This is a genomic window from Thalassospira sp. MCCC 1A02491, assembly GCF_001613785.1.
Classification (GTDB): Bacteria; Pseudomonadota; Alphaproteobacteria; order Rhodospirillales; family Thalassospiraceae; genus Thalassospira; species Thalassospira povalilytica.
In genome coordinates this window covers 49,146-70,211 of sequence record NZ_LPVX01000008.1, presented here as the reverse complement: position 1 = coordinate 70,211, position 21,066 = coordinate 49,146, and the positions used below count along the sequence as shown (strand labels likewise).

Sequence of the window (21,066 nt, the reverse complement as noted above, 5' to 3'; positions counted from 1 at the left end):
AGCGGGTCGGGGCGGCGCTGTGCCACGGCAGCGGCACCACCGCCGCCATTGACCACCTGCATGCGCGGTCCGGGGCCGCCATTACCGCCGCCGCCACCTTGTGGTCCGGCACCGCTTGCCGCGTTGGCCATGTCCTGGCGCAGTTTTTTGATCAGATCGCCGGGCGGCGGCATTTCTGCTGCATAGGCCAGACGGATCAGGATCATTTCAGCGGCCTGAATGGGGGATGGCGCAATGCGCGTTTCTTCAAGCCCCTTAAGCAGCATCTGCCAGGCGCGGGTCAATTGCGGCATGGCAAGTTTGGCGGCAATTTCCTTGCCACGTTCACGTTCGATCTGTGACACGCCGGGGTCATTGGCGGCATCGGGTGACAATTTCACACGAGTCAGCCAATGGGTCAGGTCCAGCATATCCTGCAACATCACGGCGGGATCGCCGCCCAGTGCATATTGCGCAGACAACAGTTCAAGCGCCTCGTTGATTTCGCCCTTCATGGTGAAATCAAACAGATCGAAAATGCGCGACCGGTCCGAAAGACCCAGCATGTCACGGACTTGCTGGGTGGTGACTTTGCCAGCGCCATGGGAAATCGCCTGATCGAGCAAACTCATGCCGTCACGGACAGATCCGTCGGCGGCACGGGCGATCAGGGTGACGGCTTCTTCTTCGATTTCGGCATTTTCCAGCCCGGCGATGCGGGTGTAATGGGCAGCCAGTTCTTCGGTCTGAACGCGGCGAAGATCAAAGCGCTGACAACGCGACAGAACCGTGATCGGAATTTTGCGGATTTCGGTGGTCGCGAAGATGAATTTCACATGTTCCGGCGGCTCTTCAAGCGTTTTGAGAAGCGCGTTAAACGCACTTTTGGAAAGCATGTGCACTTCGTCGATGATGTAGATCTTGTAACGGGCCGAGGTCGGGCGATAGCGCACGCCTTCGATCAGTTCGCGAATGTCATCCACACCGGTACGGGACGCGGCATCCATTTCCAGAACATCGACATGGCGGTCTTCGGCAATGGCGCGGCAATGTTCGCAGACGCCACACGGTTCAATAGTCGCCCCGCCTTTGCCATCCGCACCGATGCAGTTCAGCGCACGTGCAATGATACGGGCCGTTGTGGTTTTACCAATACCGCGCACCCCGGTCAGAACAAAGGCATGGGCCAGACGCCCGCTTTCAAGGGCGTTGGACAGGGTCTTGACCATCGGGCCATGACCAATCAGCTCTTCGAAGGTTTTCGGACGGTATTTTCGCGCAAGAACCTGATATTCGCTTTTGGGTGCGGTGTTGCTGTCTGCGGCGGCCGGTGCAGCGCTGCTTGATTGGGGTGCAGCGGCTTGTTCGGGCGCAGGTGCGTCACTTTCGGGCATATCTTGGCTGGCGGTCTCGATCTGATCGCTCATTCATCCGGTCCGGCATGTTGAAAGTCAGTTTGGTTTTAGCAGCTTCCATCGGGGATGGGAAAGGCCAAGTGGGAAATTTCCCATACAAAAAACCACATGCCCGAAGATGTAAGGCACATGACAAAAAACAAGGGGATGTTTGGGGAATGATAAGGGTGAGAGACTGAACAGCGACCCGGAAAAACTCGTTACGGCTGCTACCTTCCGGTCCTGACCGGGTTGGCGAGCGGTCCGTCCACTGCCAGCCTCTCGCCCCCTATATCGCCCAACAGCTGCCAAAACGCAAGGGTTGGCTTGGATTTTTTTGAAATGACGCAATCGTGGCTTTTGGCACGGGAATGTCCGCGTTAATGTCGTTGCCGATCCCCACGGAAAAACCGGGAACCTCAAGAAGTTGACTGCCCGTGATCCCGCAAGAAGCATTCAAGGAAACGCACCACCATGAACAGGCAGTTCTATGAATCCATTGATCTTGATCGCGATGCCGTATTGCGCAAAACCGCAGACTGGCAGCAGATTCTTCTGGCCGAGGAGTCGTTGCGGATTCTGATTTGTCATGCCGGTGATCCGCTATTTGCCTGGCCCGAGGATATGGATGCGCATGAACTGGTGGTGCTTGGTGGTCCGGCGATCCCGCATCTGGATGTGGATTTGAATGGCGGGCACTGGATTTATATCGGTCGGGATCAAAACGGGCCGGTCATTGCCGTGGATATTGCCCCGGTGGTTGCCGACCGGGATGAAGCGGTACGGGCATTGGGAGGCGGGTTTGGTGATATGCGCACCCGCATGGCGGCACTTTCAAGTGACGAGGCGGCATTGGCCGCCCAGGCGCGTGCCATTTTCAACTGGCATCGGGGTCATCGTTTTTGCGGCAATTGCGGGCATCCCAACCGGATCGAGGAAGCCGGTTATCGGTTGCAATGTACCAACCCCGATTGCGGCAAGGCCCATTTTCCAAGAACAGACCCGGCTGTGATCATGCTGATCCATCATCAGGATCATGTTTTGCTGGCAAGGTCGCCACAATTTTTGCCCGGGATGGTGTCGGTTCTGGCGGGGTTTGTGGAGCCGGGCGAAACGCTTGAACAGGCGGTGGCCCGCGAGGTTTATGAAGAAGTCGGCGTGCGGATCAAACGCCCGCAATATGTGGCGTCCCAGCCATGGCCGTTTCCCGGCTCATTGATGCTGGGCTTCATTGCCGAAGCAGAAACCACCGAACTTTTCCCCGATCAGGAAGAAATCGAATTCGCCATGTGGGTTCATCGCGATGACGTTCCGGGACTGCCGGAAAAGGGCATAAATCTTCCGCGTCCGATTTCTATTGCACGCTACCTTCTGGAAAACTGGTGCGCCCGACTCATATAAAAGGTGTCGTCGACGGCAAAACATGCCGCGACCGGCTTTGATACTTTTTGGTTTGGCAGCGACAGCGTTTTTTATCGGTGGCAAAAAAGTTCGGGAAAGAGATCGTGCGAAAGCATCATTCACATCATCACGCGGTTCGGGCCGTTTTGGCGCTGGGTGCGTTTTTGTTGTGGGTCTGGGCAGTTCCGGCCAAGGCCGGCGACCCTGTTCCCGTCAAGGTCGGGGCGTATGAATATGGCGTGGTATATTATTTTGAGGACGGATCACCGCGTGGCATCGTCCCGATGCTGATTGATCGGCTCAACGGGTTGCAGGACACCTATCGGTTCGAGCTGGCCGAAACGTCATCAAGACGACGATATCAGGCATTGATGAATGGCGAGCTTGATCTGATTTTGCTTGAAAGTGCCCAATGGGACTGGCCGGCGTTTGACGTGCTTTATTCCGATCCGATTGTCCGGGAAAAGGACATCTATCTGACTTTGGCAAGCCAGAGAGACGCCAAAAGCCTGTTTGCTGATGTTTCGGCCCATCCCATGCTTTGTGTTCTGGGCTTTCATTACGGTTTTGCCGATTTCAATGCCGATCCGGATTATTTACGCGAAAACTTCAATGTGGAGCTTCGCTATAACGAAAGCGAAGTTCTGAACGGGCTTCTGGCCGGAGAAGCGCCGATCGGCATCGTGTCGGCCGGATTTTTAGCCCGTCGTTTTGCAAGTGACCCCAGATTGCATGAACGCCTGATCATCGGGGACAAACCCGATGCGACCTATGATCTGGTGTCGGTACTGACCAGGGAATCGGCCATTCCGCTTGATGAGTTCAACGCACTGGTGGCCAGGTTGCTGGCCGGTGGCGACGTTGAAGAATTATGGCGTCAATTGCATGCCGGTGTATCTGGCTGACGCCCGGATATCGGTCAAATTATCCCGTTAATCGAGTGGCGGAATGCGCGCAATCACATTGCGCCGTAATGTTTCCGGACGTTCGCGCCAGGCAACAATACCATTTTCACTGTCGGCATATCGGGTGGCAAGATCCCGCAGATCATCAAGCATGGTGTCGGGATCGACATTGCCATAAACATATCCCCACTTGCCCGCACCATTCAGTGCAACAGAGCAGCCCGATTTGCAATTGGTCAGGCATTCCGCCGGATGCAGGTCAAATGGCAGGTCGTGGTCGGCGCAAAGTGCGGCCATGCGATCAAACAATTGCTTACCGTCACGCGGATCGGACGGGGCATCGGCATTCGATGCGGTACATGTAATGCAAATATTCAGGCGTGGTTTGGACGTCATCGGATCAACTTTGGTTGGCGTTTTTGGTCAGGTCGTTTGTCGCGGGCGCGCATCCAATCAGTTTGCACCGGCCATGGTCAAGCTTTCTTGACGATCAGCCGGGGTGTCATCAAGGTTCTGACTGACATAATCCTGAATCACACCAGCCAGTTTGCGGCTGACCAGCGGGTGGGAATCTTCTGCCAGCATGATGGCAACCCCGACAGCAGGCAGCGGCGGGAAACCATCGCGACTGTCCAGGATCTGGAATTCATCGGTGACACTAGCCGCAGCAAGGGCGGCAACACCCAACCCGTCGCGCACCAGATGCAAAAGCGATGCGGCCTGTCTTGTGGTGGCAAACAGATTAAAGGGGCGGCCGGATTTCGAAATGGCATCAATTGCCCAAGCATGGAATTTGCAGTCTTCGGCCGGAAGAACCAGCGGAAGCGGATCAATTTCATGTTGGCGATGGATCGGGGATGTTACCCAGACACCCGGTTCGTGACGCAAAAAATATCCTTCTTCACCCATGGCCGAACGGCTGACCAGCGAGATATCAAGTTCCCCCTGATCAAGCATGCGTTGCAAAAGAATGGTCGGATTGATCGAAATGAAGAATGTCACATCGGGAAGGATGCTGCGGATCGCACGCAGGACGACGGGCAGAATTTTCTGGGCATAGTCATCGGGGCAGCCGATCCGGATCGGGCGTGCGGCATCCTGATTGCGCAACTTGCCCATGGCTTCGTCCTGAAGGGACAGGATGCGCCGGGCATAGCCGACAAAGGTGATGCCATCATTGGTCAAAAGAACATTGCGGCCGTCCCGTTCAAACAGCTTGTTATCGACCAGTTCCTCAAGTCGTTTCATCTGCATGGAAAAGGCCGATGGCGTGCGCCCGATCCGGTCGGCTGCGCGGTTGAAACTGCCACATTCGGCAAAGGCGACGAAACTGCGCAACAGGTCGGAATCCATGGCCCATCCTTTTGATCAGAATTTATGATCAATTAATTTGAACAATTGGGTCAAAACTATTCGATTGTGTGAAAATCATCCAGCGGCAAATATCGGAGCTGGCCGGCCAATGCTTTGACGCGAATGCTTTTAACGCATGTGCCACAGGGAATTTCACAATGATATTAAACGACTATCTGATGTCGGGTAACGGCTATAAAGTCCGTTTGCTGCTGTCCATGTTGGGGCAATCCTTTGAATATGTCGAACGCGACATCATGAAGGGGGAAACCCGCACACCGGAATATCTTGAAAAGATCAATCCGAACGGCAAAATTCCGGCCCTTGTTCTTGATGACGGTCGGGTTCTGGCAGAAAGCAACGCCATTCTCGGCTATCTGGCAGAGGGTACCGACTTTATCCCCAAAGACCGCTTTGAACGGGCGGAGATGATGGGCTGGCTGTTCTTTGAACAGTATGATCATGAACCGAACGTGGCGGTTCTGATTTCCTGGTACGAGATCAAGGGGCTTCCGGCCAATGCCGACATCCTTGAACCGATGAAGCAGGCCGGTGCCAAGCGTGCGTTTGATCTGATGGAAAAACGTCTGTCTGCACATGACTGGCTGGTGGGTGAAACGGTAACGATTGCCGATATTTCGCTTTATGCCTATACGCACCGGGCCGAACTTGGGAAAATAAGTCTTGCGCCCTATCCGGGGGTACGTGCCTGGTTGGAACGGATTGAAATGCTTCGCGGCTATGTCCCGATCACCTGGACGCCCTGACCGGTATAAAAAAAGAGACCACCACAGACAGGAAACCCGCCATTCCGGGGGAAGGGGGAGGAAGACGCCCCCGTCTGTGGTGGCCAAAGACCCCGACAGGATTAAGGGAACCATCGGGGCCGGGCAAACGCCGTCATCAGGCCGATTTCAGAATTTGTTCCGGCAGAAGCGGGTCGGTTTGGGCAGCAGAACCGCGGGCCTTGAACCGGTCGTAAGCGGCCCTGACATTGGGGGCATCCGCCAGCATTTCCGGACCGCCGGGCATTGCATTTAGGTAATGCAGCATCGGCATGATCATCATGTCGGGAAGCGTGAAGCGATCTTCGAACAACCAGCCGTTGCCATAGGCATCATCAAGAACGGCCAGATCGCGACGGATCACGTCGGCAAGCTGGTTCATGTGGATGGCAAAGCCCGGATCGTGGCGTTTTTTATGATCGGCAAAGACCATCGGGATGACAAAGTTGCGGATGATGTTTTGATCAAGCCGTGTCATGGCAACACTGATCCATTGATTCATGCGCGCCACTTTGTCGGCACGGACCGGGCGCAATAGCGGACCGGCAAAATTATCATCGATATAGCGGCAAATTGCCGCAGTCTCATAAAGCGTGAAGGTGCCGTGGATCAGAACCGGGACCGTGCCAAACGGATTGCGTTCCAACAAGGCATTGGTGGGCGGGCGACCTGGTGTCTGAACATCGCGGCTGGTGAAATCAAAGCTGATTTCCTTTTCAAGGCAAGCAATGCGAACACTGCGCGTCAGGTTGCTGCGCGGCATTCCGACGATAATGAGTTCTGACATGGCAGGTTCCTTTGCTGCATGACGTGCGGTTTTGCCAACCGATCGGTGATCGGTGATGCGGTGCCTTGCAGACAGGATTGCCTTCCACATAATATGTTCAAGAACATATTATTGTTATATGTCATCGTGCGCCTGGATGAAAATCAGGATCGCAAGACGGAGGTCGCCATGCCCTATAGCGCTGCGCACAAGCCAAAGACCCGTATTCGCATTTTGAATGCGGCAACAGCCCAGTTCAAAAAGCACGGGTTTGAAAATGTGACGATTGATCAGGTCATGGCAGCAGCCGGACTGACGCGGGGCGGGTTTTACGCCCATTTCAAAAACAAGGAAGACCTGTTTGTGGCCTGTGTGGAAAACGGCATGTCACTTTTGTCATCGCCGGTACTGGCCAAATTGCGCAAGGCGGAAATGCGGGGGCATGACTGGGTAACCGCATTTGCCGAACTTTATCTGTCGCGGCTTCATATTGAAAACCCCGATATGGGATGTGCCTTGCCGACCTTGTCGACCGAAGTTTCGCGATCTGGTGACAAGGCACGCGCCGCATTTTCAAAACTGATCAATCAGGCGACAGAGAAACTGGCCTGGAAGCTGGCAAAAGAAGACGATGTGCCGGGCATTGACCAGCACATCAATATCGATTCCGACAAACGGGTCCGTAACCTGCCCCCCGAATATCAGCAGGAATCGACCACCATGCTGGCGATGATGGTGGGGGCGGTGGTTTTAAGCCGCGCGGTTGATGATCAGACTGCCGATCGCATTCTGACCGACACGCGCGACAGTATTCTGACATCGCGCGGCAAAATCCCGGCCGGGGAAACCAAACAGGCCGGATAATCAGTCAAAAAAGCCGCTGAGAACTTCGGCATAGATCGTGACAAGGTTTTCGATGTCATCGACCATGGCATGTTCATCGACCTTGTGCATGGATTGGCCGACCAGACCGAATTCAGCGACTTCGGTGTATTTCTGAATGAAGCGGGCATCGGATGTGCCGCCCGTGGTGCTCATTTCCGGGCGTTTGCCGGTGACTTTTTCCGAAGCATCGGCAATCAGGGTGGCGAGCTTGCCGGGGTTGGACAGGAATGCCTCGCCCGATATTTTGACCTTAAGTTCGTGCGCGCCGGCATGCTCGGCACAGGTATCTTCGATCCATTTTTTAAGATCGGCACCGGTATGCTGATCATTAAAGCGGATGTTGAATGCCGCACTGACTTTGGCCGGAACCACGTTGGTGGCGGCGTTTCCCGCATCGACGGTGGTGATTTCAAGATTGCTGGGCTGAAAATGGTCCGTGCCCTGATCCAGTTGGCGGGAATTAAGGGCATCCAGTGTTCTGATCATGCGCGGCACAGGGTTATCGGCCAGATGCGGATAGGCGACGTGACCTTGTGCGCCAAATACGGTCAGCCAACCGGTCACAGAGCCGCGGCGACCGACTTTCATCATTTCGCCCAGATATTTCGGGTTGGTCGGTTCGCCCACCAGACAGCAATCGAATTTTTCGCCCCGGTCATCGCACCATTCAACCAGTTTGACGGTGCCGTTGATGGCATCGGCCTCTTCGTCGCCGGTGATCAGGAAGGAAATCGATTCATCAAAATCCGGACGGGCCGCCAGAAAGGCATCAACAGCACCAACAAAGCAGGCAATACCGGTTTTCATATCAACAGCGCCCCGCCCGAACAAACGTCCATCGATGACTTCGCCGCCAAACGGATCAACGGTCCAGGCGCTGGTGTCGCCTGCCGGCACGACATCGGTGTGCCCGGCAAAGCAGAAATTGCGGCCCTTGGTGCCCAGCCGGGCATAAAGATTGTCGATCGTATCGCTGTCATCGCCGTCAAAGACCTTGCGCGTGCAATCAAATCCGCGCGCCTCAAGCGCCTTTTGCAGGACATCAAGTGCCCCGGCGTCAGCCGGTGTAACGGATGGGCAACGGATCAGGGACTGGGCAAGTTCAAGGGCGGCAGACATCGGGCAATCTCTTGTTGGTGTGATGCCGGTGGTTTGGTAGCCGGCATGCATGTGTGAGAAAGGGCAAAACGGACTGGCCGTTTTGCCCCTTATAAATCATCCATCCTGCGCGGGACAGAAATCAGTCGCGCAGCAATTCGTTGATCGAGGTTTTCGAACGGGTTTTTTCATCAACACGTTTGATGATGACCGCGCAATACAGGCTCGGCCCCGGGGTGCCATCGGCAAGCGGCTTGCCCGGAATGCTGCCCGGAACGACAACAGAATATGCCGGAACGCGACCGACAAAGGTTTCGCCGGTGGTGCGGTCAATGATCTTGGTCGATGCACCGATGAAGACACCCATGGAAATCACGGCACCTTCTTCGACAATCACGCCTTCGACGATTTCCGAACGTGCACCGATGAATGCGTTGTCTTCGATGATGACCGGACCGGCCTGAAGCGGTTCAAGAACGCCACCGATGCCCGCACCACCCGAAAGGTGAACGTTTTTACCGATCTGTGCGCAGGAACCTACAGTCGCCCAGGTATCAACCATCACGCCGGTATCAACATAGGCACCTAGGTTCACGAAGCTCGGCATCAGGACGGTGCCCGGTGCGACATAAGCCGAACGGCGCACGATGCTGCCCGGAACGGCACGGAAACCGGCTTCTTTGAATTCTGCTTCGCCCCAGCCTTCGAACTTGGACGGAACCTTGTCCCACCAGTTGGTGTTTTCGCCCGGGCCACCGGCAATCGTGGCCATGTCATTAAGACGGAAAGACAGCAGAACCGCCTTTTTGGCCCACTGATTGACAACCCACTTGCCATTGTTTTTTTCGGCAACGCGCAGTTCGCCGCGATCCATGGCATGAAGTGCCTGCTCAACAGCTTTGCGGATTTCACCCTGGGTGGCGGAGCTGATCTCGTCGCGGTTTTCCCAAGCGACGTTGATCACGCCTTCAAGTTCAGTTCTGTTCATATTACGAAGGTCCTTGCGGTCAGCCTAAATCTGTCGGGCGGAGAATGGTCAATGCAGCCCATGAAGTCAACTCCGCCAGTTTGCGTAGAAACGCCCTTTTTCGGGCAATTCTCCGTTCCTGATCCCTTTGGTCGATAGACATAGCGGATCACGCCGCGAAGCTCAATCTTAGAACCATGACAAATCGGCCGTCCGGCGACAAAACCGGGCACAGGTGGATGAACACGTGGATGATAAGCTGGCGGCAGCAGGCGCGCGTGATCCGATCGCGATCAGGAAGTGGCGGCAAGGTTGCGCAGGAAATCAACGATATCCGTGGTATGATGATCAATGCGCGGATCGTCGCTGCCGTTCTGGGCCCATTCGATGTCGGTATTTACCCAGACCGTGGTCATGCCCATATCCTTGGCCGGCAAAAGGTTTTTGGCCATGTCTTCGAAATAGATCGCACGTGTCGGGTCAACACCATCGCGTGCCAGCAAACGGTCATAGGGTTGCTGCTGTGGCTTGGGGATATAGTCGGCATCGACGATATCGAAAATGGTTTCGAACCGGTCAGCAATCCCCAAGCGGCCCATCACCCGTTCGGCGTGCCCGCGTGACGCATTGGTGAAAATCAGTTTGCGACCGGGCAGATCATCAAGTGCCTGTGCAAGATCGGGTGCCGGATCGACAACCGACAGATCAATGTCATGGACCTTGGCAAGATAGTCGGCCGGGTCAATGTCATGTTCGGTCATCAGGCCGCGGAGCGTGGTGCCATAGCGATGGAAATAGTCCTTTTGCACGCGATAGGCGGCATCCGGTTCGAGCTTAAGGGTGTCACGCACATATTGCCCGATCAGATCGGAGACCTGTGAAAACAGATCGCACGCGGCCGGATAAAGCGTGTTGTCGAGATCAAAAATCAGGACAGAGTCAGAAGTCAAACGCGGCAAACTGGCGGTGCGGGATGCTGAATTGGTCATTGTCAGGCGGCCTTAATGCGTGAATGGGGCATGTTCAGTAAATCTGCCCTTGTTGTATGGGGTTTCCGGCGGATTTCAAGTCACCAGGTATGGTTTCTGCGCATTTGATCGTAATTTCAATCGCATGCATAACAAGACAGGTGGTCAATCATACCCGTCAACTCGGGCGGGTGATCCGGCCAGGTCGGACTGCGTATGTGTGTATTTACCACAATAGCAAAAGTTGTGGTTGTAAAACCCTTGTTAAGCATAGGCGGTTGATCATGGCGAAAAGCCGGAATGGCAAAGGAGATGTTTTTCGAGTTCGGGGGAAGTGAAAAACATCGGGAGTGACGAGCAGCGTGAGAGGGCGCATTGGACAAACTTATAAAAGCTCGAACAACCGAATTACGGAAGGAACGCAACCGTTTTGCGGCTTTGGCCTTTGTGTGGGGCGATCTTCTTCTGGAACTGGATGGCGATTTTCGGATTGTATTTGCCTCCGGCGCGTCGGACGGCATTTTGGGGCGCCGTCCACAGGATCTTGCAGGTAAACTCTTTACGGGTTTGCTGGCCAAACAGTTCAGGCCGCTGGTTACGGAAATGCTGCATGTTGCCCGCAGACGCGGCCGCATGGACAATATTCAGGTCCGGTTTGCCCAGCGCAACGAATTGTTGAGCCCCCCTGTTTCCATGAGCGGATATTTCCTGCCTGATCTTGGGGATCATTTCTTTGTCGCGTTGCGTGTGGCGATCAATGCCCTGCCGCCCGAGGTGGTCGGATCCATCCAGCGCGATAATTCAACCGGGCTTCTTGATGAGGAAAGCCTGTCCAAGGTTGTGACCGAACGGCTGGTCGCCCAGCGCGAAACCGGAACGGAACATAAATTCACCCTGATGACGCTGAATGCCTTTGATCCGTTGTGCAAGCGCATGGAACAGATCGAACGCAACGAATTGATGGCAAGTGTCGGGGCATTTTTAAGGGCGCATTCAGTTGCCGGTGATACGGCCGGGCGTCTTGGGCCCGAACAATTTGGCATGTTGCACCGCCCGGATGTACCGATTGGCGATCTGGAAAAGCGGATCGAGGAATGTGTGCGCGATGCCGATCCCAAGGGGATTGGCGTTGAAGTCAGTTCGACCGTCACCGATTTTACCACCGACGTCATCCCGCCAGGGGATCTGGCGCGCGGGGTTTTATATTCGATCCGCCGTTTCTGTGACCATCAGGAGCATGGATTTACCTTTTCACGCCTGATGGGGCAGACAGGTAATCTGGTCAACAGTACCTTTTCGGCGATGCAGGATTTCGGCAAGCGGGTTGATCGACTGAAATTTGATGTTGTGTATCAACCGATCGTGCGGCTTCCGAACGGGGAAATTCATCATTTCGAAGCCTTGGTCAGATTCCATGACGATGATGGAAAACTGATCCCGACACAGGAACTGATCGCCTTTGCCGAACAGGTCAACATGATCCATCGGCTTGATCTTGCGATGTTGCGCCGAAGCCTGAAATGGATCAAATCGCAACTTGAAACCGGAATAACTGTTCGGGTGGCCGTGAATATTTCCGGTCATTCACTAAGTAATCCGGATTTTTGCCGGTCAGCAGTCGCGTTGTTCGAGCGAAATCACGAAACGTTGCAGCAATTGATGATCGAGATCACGGAAACTTCGGAAATCCGCGATATCGACAATGCTGCCAGATGGATTGCCCGGTTCCGGGAATTCGGCATTGAAATCTGTCTGGACGATTTCGGGACCGGGGCGTCGAACTTCCGGTATCTGAGTGCGATGGATGTCGATTATGTAAAGGTCGACGGGGAATCAATTCGGCAATCAATGAAGACCATCAAAGGGCAGGCTTTCATGCGCTCGCTCGTCGAGCTGTGCCACGATATTGATGTCGAGGTGGTCGGTGAAATGATTGAAACCGATCAGATGCGCGATCTGATTACCAAGGCCGGTTTTGATTTTGCCCAAGGCTATCTGTTTGGCAAACCCGAGGCCGATATCAGTCTTTACTGGCGTGATCGGGCAGAACGGCGTTCGTAATCACCAAAGGCGGTCCGGTCGAGCCACACCAAGACGGGATGCCCAAGGGATCATAAAGTTGATGTTGAACAGGGCTGCTTTCGGGCGGCCCTGCTGCATTTTGGGGTGCTGGTATGCGTGCCCGAACCCGATGCACATCCAGTGATGTGACCGGATCATTTGGCGGCCGTTGGAAAAAAGACCAAAAATCTGCGCCAGTTTTCCATGTGGTGATGCGTGTGCACTTGTATCGGCCCGAATGCGGGCCTTTTGGCAGGTAAGCCAAACGACACATCCATATAGGAGAGTTAGAAATGGCAAGCATCAATACAAACATGTCGGCCACCCTTGCGGTGTCGAACCTCAACAAGACTACTGACGAGATGACATCGGTTCTGACCGCGATGTCGAGCGGCAAGGCGATCAACTCGGCATCCGATGATGCGGCGGGTCTTGCGGTTTACACTGCGATGTCGGTTGACTATGCCGCCTGGGAACAGGCCGGTGACAATGCCGAGGTCGCAACAGCAATTCTTGAAACCGCTGATGGTGGTTTGTCGGAAATTGCCGATATTCTGGAACGGATGTACGAACTTGCATCCCAGGCATCGTCCGGTTCGGTGACCGATACCGAACGTGCCTATCTGGATGACGAATATAGTGAATTGATGGAACAGATTGATTCCATCGTTGAATCAACGACCTATTTCGATACGTCGCTTCTTGACGGCAATTACGATGAAAGCTTCACCGTGTCCGCGGATGCGGGTGCAACACCGATTTCGGTGACGCTTGATACCAACTATGCCACCACCGAAGACGTTGTTTATGTTGTTGGCAGTGGCACGACTGCCACCACTGCGACTGCGGCGTTCAATACGTCTTCTATATCGTCGGCGGCAAACGCAACCACGGCGCTTGCGATGATTGAAGCACAGATCGAAACCGTTTCGGCCGGTCGTGCATCGGTTGGTGCGATGATGTCGCGGTTCGACTATGCCGCAGGCAATATCGAAACCGCCCAGACCAACCTTGAATCCGCAATGAGTGTCTATATGGATGCCGACATTGCGCAACTAAGTGCGGATCAGACCGAACTTGGTGTGAAAATGGACTCAGCCATTCAGGCGCTGTCTGTTTCCAACGAAAACCTTGAAAAGCTTTCCAAGCTTCTGAGCTAAGGCACGGGCCTGTTCCATTTTGATTGGGACGGGTCAGGATTAACAACGCCCCCGACACTCTATGAAGGCAGCTTTTCATGGCTGCCTTTTTCTTTTTTGTGCGCGATTTCCCCAGGGTTCCGGCGGCTTGGCGGGTGTTTGAAAAATAAATCAAAAAAATCGTCATTTGGCGCGCCAGTTTTTTCGCGCCGCTGCGTGGACACCTATATCGGCCCGAAGTGGGTCGCGTTGGCAGGTAGGCCAAAACACATCCAAATAGGAGAAGCGCAATGGCGAGTATTAACACGAACATGTCGGCCACCCTTGCGGTGTCGAACCTGAACAAGACCACCGACGATATGACTTCTGTTCTGACAGCAATGTCGAGCGGCAAGGCAATCAACTCGGCATCTGATGATGCAGCAGGTCTTGCTGTGTATACCGCAATGTCGGTTGACTATGCGGCCTGGGAACAGGCCGGTGACAATGCCGAGGTTGCAACAGCCATTCTTGAAACTGCAGATGGCGGCCTTTCTGAAATCGCCGACATCCTTGAACGTATGTATGAACTGGCATCCCAGGCATCGTCCGGTTCGGTGACCGATACCGAACGTGCATATCTGGATGATGAATTCCAGGAACTGATCAGCCAGGTTGATTCCATTGTTGAATCAACGACCTATTTTGATACCTCGCTGCTTGACGGGACGTATGACGAAAACTTCACGGTTTCCGCAGACGCGTCAGCAACGGCCATTTCGGTCACGATCGGCACCGATTATGACTCAACCGGTCTTGGTATTGCCGCGGCTGACGTCACGACTTCGACCACTGCTGCTGCTGCTTTGACCCTGATCGAGACGGCGATTGAAACCGTTTCGGCAGGCCGTGCATCCGTCGGTGCGATGATGTCGCGTTTCGATTATGCCGCGGGCAACATCGAAACCGCGAAAACCAACCTTGAATCAGCAATGAGCGTCTATATGGACGCCGATATTGCGCAGCTCAGTGCGGATCAGACCGAACTGGGCGTGAAGATGGATTCTGCCATTCAGGCCTTGTCAGTTTCCAATGAGAATCTCGAGAAGCTCTCGCGACTGCTGAGCTAACTCGTGACAGGGCCATCCGGTGTTTGAGAGCCCCCGGATGGCCCTGAATTTTTTAACGGATGAGAAAGGGAGGAGCACATGTCGACCATCAATTCTGCATCGTCGTCGAGTTATGCCTCTTCATCCTATGTTTCAGGCCTGACCGATCTTGATACTGCCGAGCTGGTTCAGGATGCCTATGACGCCAAGATGGAGGTCGCCGACAATGTCGAGGCCGAAATCGATGAAGTCGAACTTGAGATTGCCGCCTTTGAAGATCTTCAGACCTTGCTTGAGGCGCTTGAAGATGCTGCCGAGGATCTGACAGCGGCAACCGAACTTGACAGTTCGCGTGATGATGTCTGGGTCGGAAAGTCGGCCTATCTTTCATCGTCGGATGCCAATACCGATGCATCCGATGTTGTCGGTGTACTGGTTGACGATACGGCTGAAACCGGCACCTACACACTTGAAATCACACAACTTGCCACCGCGCACAAGCTGGGCGGGGATACGACAACCGACAGTACGACGGCGATGTCGCTTACCGGGACAATCAGTCTTGTCGCCGGTGACGATTACGAGGCGGTCGATATCGAAATTACTGCCGATATGTCGCTTGATGACATTGCCGATGCCATCAATGACCAGAAATCGACAACCGGTGTCAGTGCAAGCGTTCTGCAGATTTCCGATGATGAATTCATGCTGGTTCTGTCAGCTGTTGATACCGGGCAGGAAATCACATTTGACAGCGATGGTGCCGATACAACCATGGCGCAGTCGCTTGGACTTTTGGCGGCAGACGGGTCCTATGCCAACGAACTTGTGGAAGCCGATCAGGCGATCTTTTCGATCGATGGCGTTGAAGTCACACGCAGCAGCAACACGGTTGATGATGTGATTGATGGTGTGACGCTTTATCTCTATGCCGAGGAAGAAGGCACGGAAATCACGCTTGAAATCGAAGAAGACGCCAGTTCTGCCTATAGCGCCATCGAGGCCTTTGTCGATGCCTATAACGAGCTGCGCAGCTTTGTCATTACCAACCAGGCCTATGAGGCCGGCGAAGGTGCGGACGAGGATGCGGTTCTGTTTGGTGACAGTCTTCTGAGTTCGGTTTCCTCGACCGTTTATGATGCCCTGTCCTTTACCAGTGACAGCGATACATATGCGTCATTGGCGTCAATCGGCATCACGCTTGATGACAGCAACTATCTGGTCATTGATTCAGAAGTGCTTGAAGAAGCACTGGTGTCGGACTTTGACGCGGTGGCCGATCTGTTTTCCTATTCCGGGTCAACGGATTCTGATGACCTTCTGGTGTCGGAAGCTGACGGATCATACACCGGGACCTTTACGGTCGACATTGTTACCGACGCTGATGGCAATATCACGTCCGCCAGTGTGAATGGTGATGACAGTCTGTTTACCATCAATGGCAACAAACTTGTCGGGGTCGAAGGTGGTGCCTATGAGGGTGTCACGCTGTTCTTTGGCGGGGACAGTTCACAAAGTGTCGAGGTGTCGATCACCAGCGGCCTTGCCTATGACCTGACCAATTCGCTCGACAAATATACCAACAGTTCCGATGGCCTGATTGCCAATCGCCTGGAACGGCTCGAAGAGCAGGTGGATGATCTTGAAGAAGAAGTCGAAGACATCACCGCCGATGCCGAAGAATATGCCGCCAAACTGACCGAACGATATTCCGCAATCGAAGCAGAGCTTTATCAGTTGCAGCTTTTGCGTGAACAACTTGATGCCTTGTGGGGTGATGATGACTAATAACAGTGCAACAGCCGCGCAGCAGGCATATCGTTATGCCGGGGCAAGTGCCCAGTATAACAACGCGTTGCGCACGACGTCACCGGTGGCAATGATGGCGATTGCCATCACGCGGACCCGTCAGCATTTGCGTCTGGCCGCGCAATATCGCAGCGAGAAGAAGTTTGATCTTGAAGGCCGCGAAAAGGCGGTGGTGGTGACCCGGCTCAAGGCGCTTCAGGCGTGTATCGCGCCAAAAAGTGCACCGGAACTGTCACGAGATCTCTTTGCCTTTTACGCAAGAATGATTAAATTGCTCGCACGTAATCGCAGGGACGCTTCCATGGAGGAACGTTACGAGGTCGTTGACCGCAACCTGCAAGAGCTTGCGCGCGAATGGGAAAAATTCTCGAAAGTCGATCCAAGTAGGACTGTTCAGGCCCAATCAGGGCAGACGATGATCGGAACAGTGTTGTGAGGGACATTTGAGTGTAGGTCTTCGCGGAGCAGTGCCGACAAGCTCTGATACGTCAGACATTCCAGCTGTCAGTGAGGTTCTGTCCGAACTTGATGACAACAGTCTTGTTGCCCGTATGGTTCAGGGCGACAAGCGGGCCTATCGCGTGGTGGTCGAACGGTATTACCGCGGGATTGTAGGCATCGCGCGTCGCATGGGCCTGACCGGCGGAGACGCCGAAGATGTGGCACAGGATGTCTTTGTACGTGTCTGGCTGCATCGGGAAAAGTGGCGGGCCGATGGCGGGGCGACTTTCAAGACCTGGCTTTACCGGGTTGCGGTGAACCGGGTTATCGACATCAAACGCAAACCACAGTTTGTCGATGGTGCCGAACTTGACGAGGTGCCCGATGAAGCCATGCCGGCGGTTGACCGGCTTGCCCAGCATCAGGAATTCAAGCGTCTGCGACTTGCAATCAAGAAATTGTCCGACCAACAACAAATTGCCATTAACTTGTTTTACGACCGTGAATTATCCAATCAGGAAGCCGCGTCGATTATGGGGGTCTCGGTCAATGCTATGGAATCTCTGTTGAAACGGGCGCGCAAGCGTTTACGTGAAGAGTTGAAAACGATCTGATATACGATTAGTTTTACGTTCTGTTCGAACAGGTAAGTTCGTCCTATGAAAAAGCGGTGTGCTGTGAAAATCGAGCGTTTCGAAGAATTACTGGATCAGTACGGTTGGGATTTGGCGTCCTGGCCAGACGCGTTGCGTCGTGAAGCAAACGTTCTGATCGCACAGGATGCGCAAGCGGCAGAAATGCTGAAATCGCTGCGCTCTGTCGAAGATTTGCTGTCTGATGATCCGTTGCCGCTGGGCAAACACAAGGCCATTGACGATATTTTTGCCGCCATTGAGGCCCAAGAAGCCAAAAGTGGCGATGCTCGCGACAATTCGGAAACCGATCCCGCCCAATCCTTTGCGACAATTGATGATCGCCCGCGTTCGCGCGCCCATCTGAGTGCAGCAAGTGCCGCGCCCACCGGAGAAAGCCCGGCGCGCAAAACCTATCCCGCCAAGTCCGCAACATCGCCGGTTAATCAGGCGATCACAGGTGACGGTGCGCATTATGGCGGCCGGGCCAAGGGTACGCTTTATCAATTGGGGCGTGGTGTGTTTTCGGGTGTCGGGATGGTTGTCTGTGTGCTGGCCGGATTTGCATTCGGGGTCGCGATGACCGTACAGGAAGGTCAACAGGTCACCGCACAGGCCGACGAGGTCGAGATGATCGATCTTCTGGAAAACCATCTTTATGTGATTGATCAGATGACCAACCCCGATGATCTTCAAAAGCCGGAAATGACAAAATCCGATCAAGCACAAGGAGTGCAGCCGCAATGAGCTTTGCATTCCGCCGCGTGTCATCCATGCGCAAAGTGATGTGGGCGTCACTGGCGATCAATCTGTTTTTGGCTGGTGCGCTTGCCGGAAACCTGGTTAGCGGGTTTTCGATGTTTCATTTCTTTATGCCACCACCGCCCCCGCCGGCCTTTGAAAATGAGCCGCCCGGTGTGCGTATGCTCAAGAATGTGCGCAATCGGCTTAGCCCGGAAGGCAAGGTTATTTTCGATGATGAATTTGATGGTGTGATCAACGACATCAAAGGCCGGTCAAGCCCGTTCCTTTTGACGGTGGAACTGCGCGAGACGCTCGATCGTCCCGATGCCACCGAGGCCGAGATCAGGGAAGCCTATGCCGGGTTGCGCGAGGCGATTGGCGATGATTTGAGCGCGATCCTTGGTCATATGGCCAATGCGGCGATCAAGCTGTCACCCAAAGATCGTCGGCAAATGATTTTGATGGGCCCTGGCGAATTGCCGCCGCCACCAAGACGGCAATAGAATACCGGTGAAAATCAAGGGATGCGATCGCATCCCTTTTTTATTTCGTTAAAACGGAAACTTTCTGCGCCAGTTTTCGCGCCACCCCCCGTGCAATGAACATAGACGCCTTAAACTGTTCTTGCCCGGAGTTGGTGATGAGTTTTCTCAGTGGCCTGACATATGACAGCCTGACTTCCTCGACGTCATCGTCGGGCAGCAGCACGTCCAGCACGACGACGAGCGATGACTCGACGTATGAAACCTATATGACCTTGCTGCTGACGACGTTGCAGAATCAGGATCCTACCGACCCGGAAGACGTGTCGGATATCACAGATCAGCTTGCAACATTCGAACAGCTTGAACTGGCTGAACAGAATAACGCGCTTCTTTCCAATCTTTCTGAATCGCTGACGGCACTTCAGGGGGTTGTCGATGACAGCGCGGCGCAGGCCTATCTCGGAACCGATGTTGTTGCCATTGGCGATACCGCCCCGCTCGAGGATGGCGAAGCCGAATGGTACTACGTCCTTGAAGATGACGCCCAAAGTGTCACGGTCACCGTGACCGACGAAGACGGCAATGTCGTCTATGAAACGACCGAAACCGGATCTGAAGGCAGCAACAACTTCATCTGGGATGGCACCACCGATGATGGCGCAACGCTGACATCGGGGACCTACACCCTGTCGGTCAGTGCCATCGATTCCAATGGCAATTCCGTTGATTCCGAAATCCTTATGACCGGTGTGGTGTCGGCACTCGACCTGACCGGTGACGAAGCCGTTCTGTACGTAAACGGGGTCGATGTTTCGATCTCGGATGTACAGGGCACGCAAACAGTTTCCTGAAACAAAGGATCAAAACCATGAGCCTCAATAGCGCCCTGAATTCCGCCGTTTTAGGTCTGAATGCACAATCGACATCGCTTGGCATCATTTCTGGCAATATCTCAAACAGTGAAACTGTCGGGTACAAAGACAGCAGCGCGTCATTTTCATCGCTGGTGACGACACCAGGATCGACCACCCAGGGGTATTCCAACGGTGTAACGACCACGACCCTGACCAATGTTTCGTCGCAGGGCCTGATTGAATCGGATTCCACTGCAACCAGTCTTGCAATTTCGGGTGACGGCTTCTTTGTCGTGACCGATGGTAACGGGGATACCTATTACACCCGTGCTGGTGATTTTTCCGCGGACTCAAACGGCGATCTTGTGAATAGCTCGGGCTATTACCTGATGGGGTATGCGCTCAATTCTGATGGCGAGCCCGCATCGGGGACGGTGCCGACCAGTACTTCTGCCCTGACCACCATCAATCTTGAAAATCTGACCGGCACCGCAGAGGCCACCACAGAAACATCAATTGTCGCCAACCTGCCTGCGGATGCGGAAGTCGGTGACAGTTTCTCGATCGATGTCGAAGTCTTTGACAGCCTGGGTACCAGCCACACCATTACCTATGAATATACCAAGACTGCCGCGAACGAGTGGGAACTTGATTATTCAGATCCGGTACTGACGTCAGACGGGACCACGGTTACGGGCACCACGTCTGGCGGGCCGCTGACCATTACGTTCAATTCCGATGGTGAACTGGAATCGATCGAAGACGGCGGTGGCAACGATGTGACCGAGAGCGCCACACTGACCGTGACCGGCTGGACGACCGGTGCATCTGACAGCACCATCGTTACCGACATGGGCACAGCCGGTAAAAATGACGGTTTGCAGCAATATGCGTCGGATGATGAAGACGGCGACATGACGCTTTATTCCGTAGATCAGAACGGGTCGAACTATTCCGAGATTTCGGAAATCTCGATCTCTGACGATGGGGTGGTGTCGGTTACCTATGACAATGGTGTCAGCGAACCGGTTTATCAGATTGTGCTGGCCGACTTTGCCAATGCAGACGGTCTGACGGCTTATAGCGACACCGTTTACAAGGAAAGCAATACGTCGGGGACTTATGTTCTCAAGACGCCGGGTGATGGCGGTACCGGAACGATTGCGGACTATTCGCTGGAAAGTTCGACGGTTGATACGACATCCCAGTTTTCCAAGATGATTGTCGCACAGCAGGCCTATTCGGCCGCCGCCCAGGTCATTTCGACCACCAGCGACATGTATGACACCCTGATTTCTTCCGTGAACTAAGG

At 54.2% G+C, this 21,066-nt stretch carries 21 protein-coding genes and 1 other RNA gene; 14 read left to right on the top strand and 8 right to left on the bottom strand.

Annotated features, from left to right (window positions below):
• Together AUQ42_RS04265 and ffs are read right to left on the bottom strand one after the other, a co-directional pair.
• Window positions 1-1,406: DNA polymerase III subunit gamma/tau (locus AUQ42_RS04265; protein ID WP_068517842.1), on the bottom strand; the 1,406-nt coding region annotated here is incomplete at its 3' end.
• 155 nt (window positions 1,407-1,561) lie between these two features.
• An RNA gene (gene ffs, locus AUQ42_RS04260) (signal recognition particle sRNA small type) lies at window positions 1,562-1,656 on the bottom strand.
• 191 nt (window positions 1,657-1,847) lie between these two features.
• Here ffs and nudC point away from each other — a divergent pair.
• Together nudC and AUQ42_RS04250 are read left to right on the top strand one after the other, a co-directional pair.
• Window positions 1,848-2,774 (top strand): NAD(+) diphosphatase, encoded by a 927-nt coding sequence (gene nudC, locus AUQ42_RS04255; RefSeq protein ID WP_068517840.1) that lies wholly within the window; start codon window positions 1,848-1,850, stop codon window positions 2,772-2,774.
• A 104-nt stretch (window positions 2,775-2,878) separates the two neighbouring features.
• Window positions 2,879-3,679 carry a hypothetical protein gene (locus AUQ42_RS04250; RefSeq protein ID WP_156480828.1) on the top strand — a complete coding sequence of 267 codons (801 nt, stop codon included), beginning with the start codon at window positions 2,879-2,881 and terminating at the stop codon, window positions 3,677-3,679.
• Between the two features lie 27 nt (window positions 3,680-3,706).
• Here the strand turns inward: AUQ42_RS04250 and AUQ42_RS04245 are convergent, their stop codons facing one another.
• Both AUQ42_RS04245 and AUQ42_RS04240 read right to left on the bottom strand, forming a co-directional pair.
• Window positions 3,707-4,075, bottom strand: coding sequence for a DUF1636 domain-containing protein (locus AUQ42_RS04245; protein ID WP_068517837.1), 369 nt, complete (start codon window positions 4,073-4,075; stop codon window positions 3,707-3,709).
• Between the two features lie 57 nt (window positions 4,076-4,132).
• Window positions 4,133-5,032, bottom strand: coding sequence for a LysR family transcriptional regulator (locus tag AUQ42_RS04240; RefSeq protein ID WP_068517835.1), 900 nt, complete (start codon window positions 5,030-5,032; stop codon window positions 4,133-4,135).
• Window positions 5,033-5,190: 158 nt separating this feature from the next.
• Between AUQ42_RS04240 and AUQ42_RS04235 the strand changes: the two genes are divergently transcribed.
• A complete protein-coding gene (locus tag AUQ42_RS04235; protein ID WP_068517833.1) occupies window positions 5,191-5,799 on the top strand; it encodes a glutathione S-transferase family protein in 609 nt (202 codons plus the stop codon).
• A gap of 136 nt (window positions 5,800-5,935) precedes the next feature.
• On the opposite strand, the gene AUQ42_RS04230 is transcribed toward AUQ42_RS04235, so the two are convergent.
• On the bottom strand, window positions 5,936-6,604 hold the full coding sequence (locus tag AUQ42_RS04230) for a glutathione S-transferase family protein (RefSeq protein ID WP_068517858.1): 669 nt from the start codon (window positions 6,602-6,604) through the stop codon (window positions 5,936-5,938).
• Window positions 6,605-6,772: 168 nt separating this feature from the next.
• On the opposite strand from AUQ42_RS04230, the gene AUQ42_RS04225 reads away from it, so the two are divergent.
• Complete coding sequence (locus tag AUQ42_RS04225) at window positions 6,773-7,447, top strand: TetR/AcrR family transcriptional regulator (RefSeq protein WP_068517855.1); 675 nt, start codon at window positions 6,773-6,775, stop codon at window positions 7,445-7,447.
• Here AUQ42_RS04225 and dapE read toward each other — a convergent pair whose 3' ends face one another.
• The 3 genes from dapE to AUQ42_RS04210 form a co-directional block, all read right to left on the bottom strand.
• Entirely contained in the window at window positions 7,448-8,587 is a 1,140-nt protein-coding gene (gene dapE, locus AUQ42_RS04220) for a succinyl-diaminopimelate desuccinylase (RefSeq protein ID WP_068517854.1), read from the bottom strand. It abuts the gene before it with no gap.
• Between the two features lie 121 nt (window positions 8,588-8,708).
• Entirely contained in the window at window positions 8,709-9,554 is an 846-nt protein-coding gene (dapD, locus tag AUQ42_RS04215) for a 2,3,4,5-tetrahydropyridine-2,6-dicarboxylate N-succinyltransferase (RefSeq protein WP_068517831.1), read from the bottom strand.
• Between the two features lie 272 nt (window positions 9,555-9,826).
• Complete coding sequence (locus AUQ42_RS04210) at window positions 9,827-10,522, bottom strand: pyrimidine 5'-nucleotidase (protein ID WP_068517829.1); 696 nt, start codon at window positions 10,520-10,522, stop codon at window positions 9,827-9,829.
• A gap of 354 nt (window positions 10,523-10,876) precedes the next feature.
• Between AUQ42_RS04210 and AUQ42_RS04205 the strand changes: the two genes are divergently transcribed.
• The 10 genes from AUQ42_RS04205 to flgE all read left to right on the top strand — a co-directional run bounded on the left by AUQ42_RS04205 (window position 10,877) and on the right by flgE (window position 21,064).
• Window positions 10,877-12,562, top strand: coding sequence for an EAL domain-containing protein (locus AUQ42_RS04205; RefSeq protein WP_068517828.1), 1,686 nt, complete (start codon window positions 10,877-10,879; stop codon window positions 12,560-12,562).
• Window positions 12,563-12,855: 293 nt separating this feature from the next.
• Window positions 12,856-13,722: a flagellin gene (locus tag AUQ42_RS04200; protein WP_068517826.1), complete on the top strand. Its 867-nt coding sequence runs from the start codon at window positions 12,856-12,858 to the stop codon at window positions 13,720-13,722.
• 269 nt (window positions 13,723-13,991) lie between these two features.
• Window positions 13,992-14,810, top strand: coding sequence for a flagellin (locus AUQ42_RS04195; RefSeq protein ID WP_082817725.1), 819 nt, complete (start codon window positions 13,992-13,994; stop codon window positions 14,808-14,810).
• A gap of 78 nt (window positions 14,811-14,888) precedes the next feature.
• A complete protein-coding gene (fliD, locus tag AUQ42_RS04190) occupies window positions 14,889-16,577 on the top strand; it encodes a flagellar filament capping protein FliD (RefSeq protein WP_068517822.1) in 1,689 nt (562 codons plus the stop codon).
• Window positions 16,570-17,034 (top strand): flagellar protein FliS, encoded by a 465-nt coding sequence (locus AUQ42_RS04185; protein WP_170310198.1) that lies wholly within the window; start codon window positions 16,570-16,572, stop codon window positions 17,032-17,034. Before fliD ends, AUQ42_RS04185 begins: the two co-directional genes overlap by 8 nt.
• A 7-nt stretch (window positions 17,035-17,041) precedes the next feature.
• Entirely contained in the window at window positions 17,042-17,653 is a 612-nt protein-coding gene (locus AUQ42_RS04180; protein WP_156480826.1) for a sigma-70 family RNA polymerase sigma factor, read from the top strand.
• Between the two features lie 63 nt (window positions 17,654-17,716).
• Window positions 17,717-18,418, top strand: a complete 702-nt coding sequence (locus tag AUQ42_RS04175) for a hypothetical protein (protein ID WP_068517817.1) — start codon at window positions 17,717-17,719, stop codon at window positions 18,416-18,418.
• Window positions 18,415-18,918: a hypothetical protein gene (locus AUQ42_RS04170; RefSeq protein WP_068517815.1), complete on the top strand. Its 504-nt coding sequence runs from the start codon at window positions 18,415-18,417 to the stop codon at window positions 18,916-18,918. The genes AUQ42_RS04175 and AUQ42_RS04170 overlap by 4 nt, the downstream gene beginning before the upstream one ends.
• A 137-nt stretch (window positions 18,919-19,055) precedes the next feature.
• On the top strand, window positions 19,056-19,751 hold the full coding sequence (locus AUQ42_RS04165; RefSeq protein ID WP_170310200.1) for a flagellar hook assembly protein FlgD: 696 nt from the start codon (window positions 19,056-19,058) through the stop codon (window positions 19,749-19,751).
• Window positions 19,752-19,768: 17 nt separating this feature from the next.
• Entirely contained in the window at window positions 19,769-21,064 is a 1,296-nt protein-coding gene (gene flgE, locus AUQ42_RS04160; RefSeq protein ID WP_068517812.1) for a flagellar hook protein FlgE, read from the top strand.
• The last annotated feature ends 2 nt before the right edge of the window (window positions 21,065-21,066 follow it).

Excerpts from the sequence above, each read along its gene's own strand:
- dapE (WP_068517854.1), bottom strand. The coding sequence starts at position 8,587 with ATGTCTGCCGCCCTTGAACTTGCCCAGTCCCTGATCCGTTGCCCATCC.
- AUQ42_RS04230 (WP_068517858.1), bottom strand. The coding sequence starts at position 6,604 with ATGTCAGAACTCATTATCGTCGGAATGCCGCGCAGCAACCTGACGCGC.
- AUQ42_RS04240 (WP_068517835.1), bottom strand. The coding sequence starts at position 5,032 with ATGGATTCCGACCTGTTGCGCAGTTTCGTCGCCTTTGCCGAATGTGGC.
- dapD (WP_068517831.1), bottom strand. The coding sequence starts at position 9,554 with ATGAACAGAACTGAACTTGAAGGCGTGATCAACGTCGCTTGGGAAAAC.
- AUQ42_RS04245 (WP_068517837.1), bottom strand. The coding sequence starts at position 4,075 with ATGACGTCCAAACCACGCCTGAATATTTGCATTACATGTACCGCATCG.
- fliD (WP_068517822.1), top strand. The coding sequence starts at position 14,889 with ATGTCGACCATCAATTCTGCATCGTCGTCGAGTTATGCCTCTTCATCC.
- flgE (WP_068517812.1), top strand. The coding sequence starts at position 19,769 with ATGAGCCTCAATAGCGCCCTGAATTCCGCCGTTTTAGGTCTGAATGCA.
- nudC (WP_068517840.1), top strand. The coding sequence starts at position 1,848 with ATGAACAGGCAGTTCTATGAATCCATTGATCTTGATCGCGATGCCGTA.
- AUQ42_RS04200 (WP_068517826.1), top strand. The coding sequence starts at position 12,856 with ATGGCAAGCATCAATACAAACATGTCGGCCACCCTTGCGGTGTCGAAC.
- AUQ42_RS04235 (WP_068517833.1), top strand. The coding sequence starts at position 5,191 with ATGATATTAAACGACTATCTGATGTCGGGTAACGGCTATAAAGTCCGT.
- AUQ42_RS04195 (WP_082817725.1), top strand. The coding sequence starts at position 13,992 with ATGGCGAGTATTAACACGAACATGTCGGCCACCCTTGCGGTGTCGAAC.
- AUQ42_RS04165 (WP_170310200.1), top strand. The coding sequence starts at position 19,056 with ATGAGTTTTCTCAGTGGCCTGACATATGACAGCCTGACTTCCTCGACG.
- AUQ42_RS04185 (WP_170310198.1), top strand. The coding sequence starts at position 16,570 with ATGACTAATAACAGTGCAACAGCCGCGCAGCAGGCATATCGTTATGCC.
- AUQ42_RS04170 (WP_068517815.1), top strand. The coding sequence starts at position 18,415 with ATGAGCTTTGCATTCCGCCGCGTGTCATCCATGCGCAAAGTGATGTGG.
- AUQ42_RS04210 (WP_068517829.1), bottom strand. The coding sequence starts at position 10,522 with ATGACCAATTCAGCATCCCGCACCGCCAGTTTGCCGCGTTTGACTTCT.
- AUQ42_RS04225 (WP_068517855.1), top strand. The coding sequence starts at position 6,773 with ATGCCCTATAGCGCTGCGCACAAGCCAAAGACCCGTATTCGCATTTTG.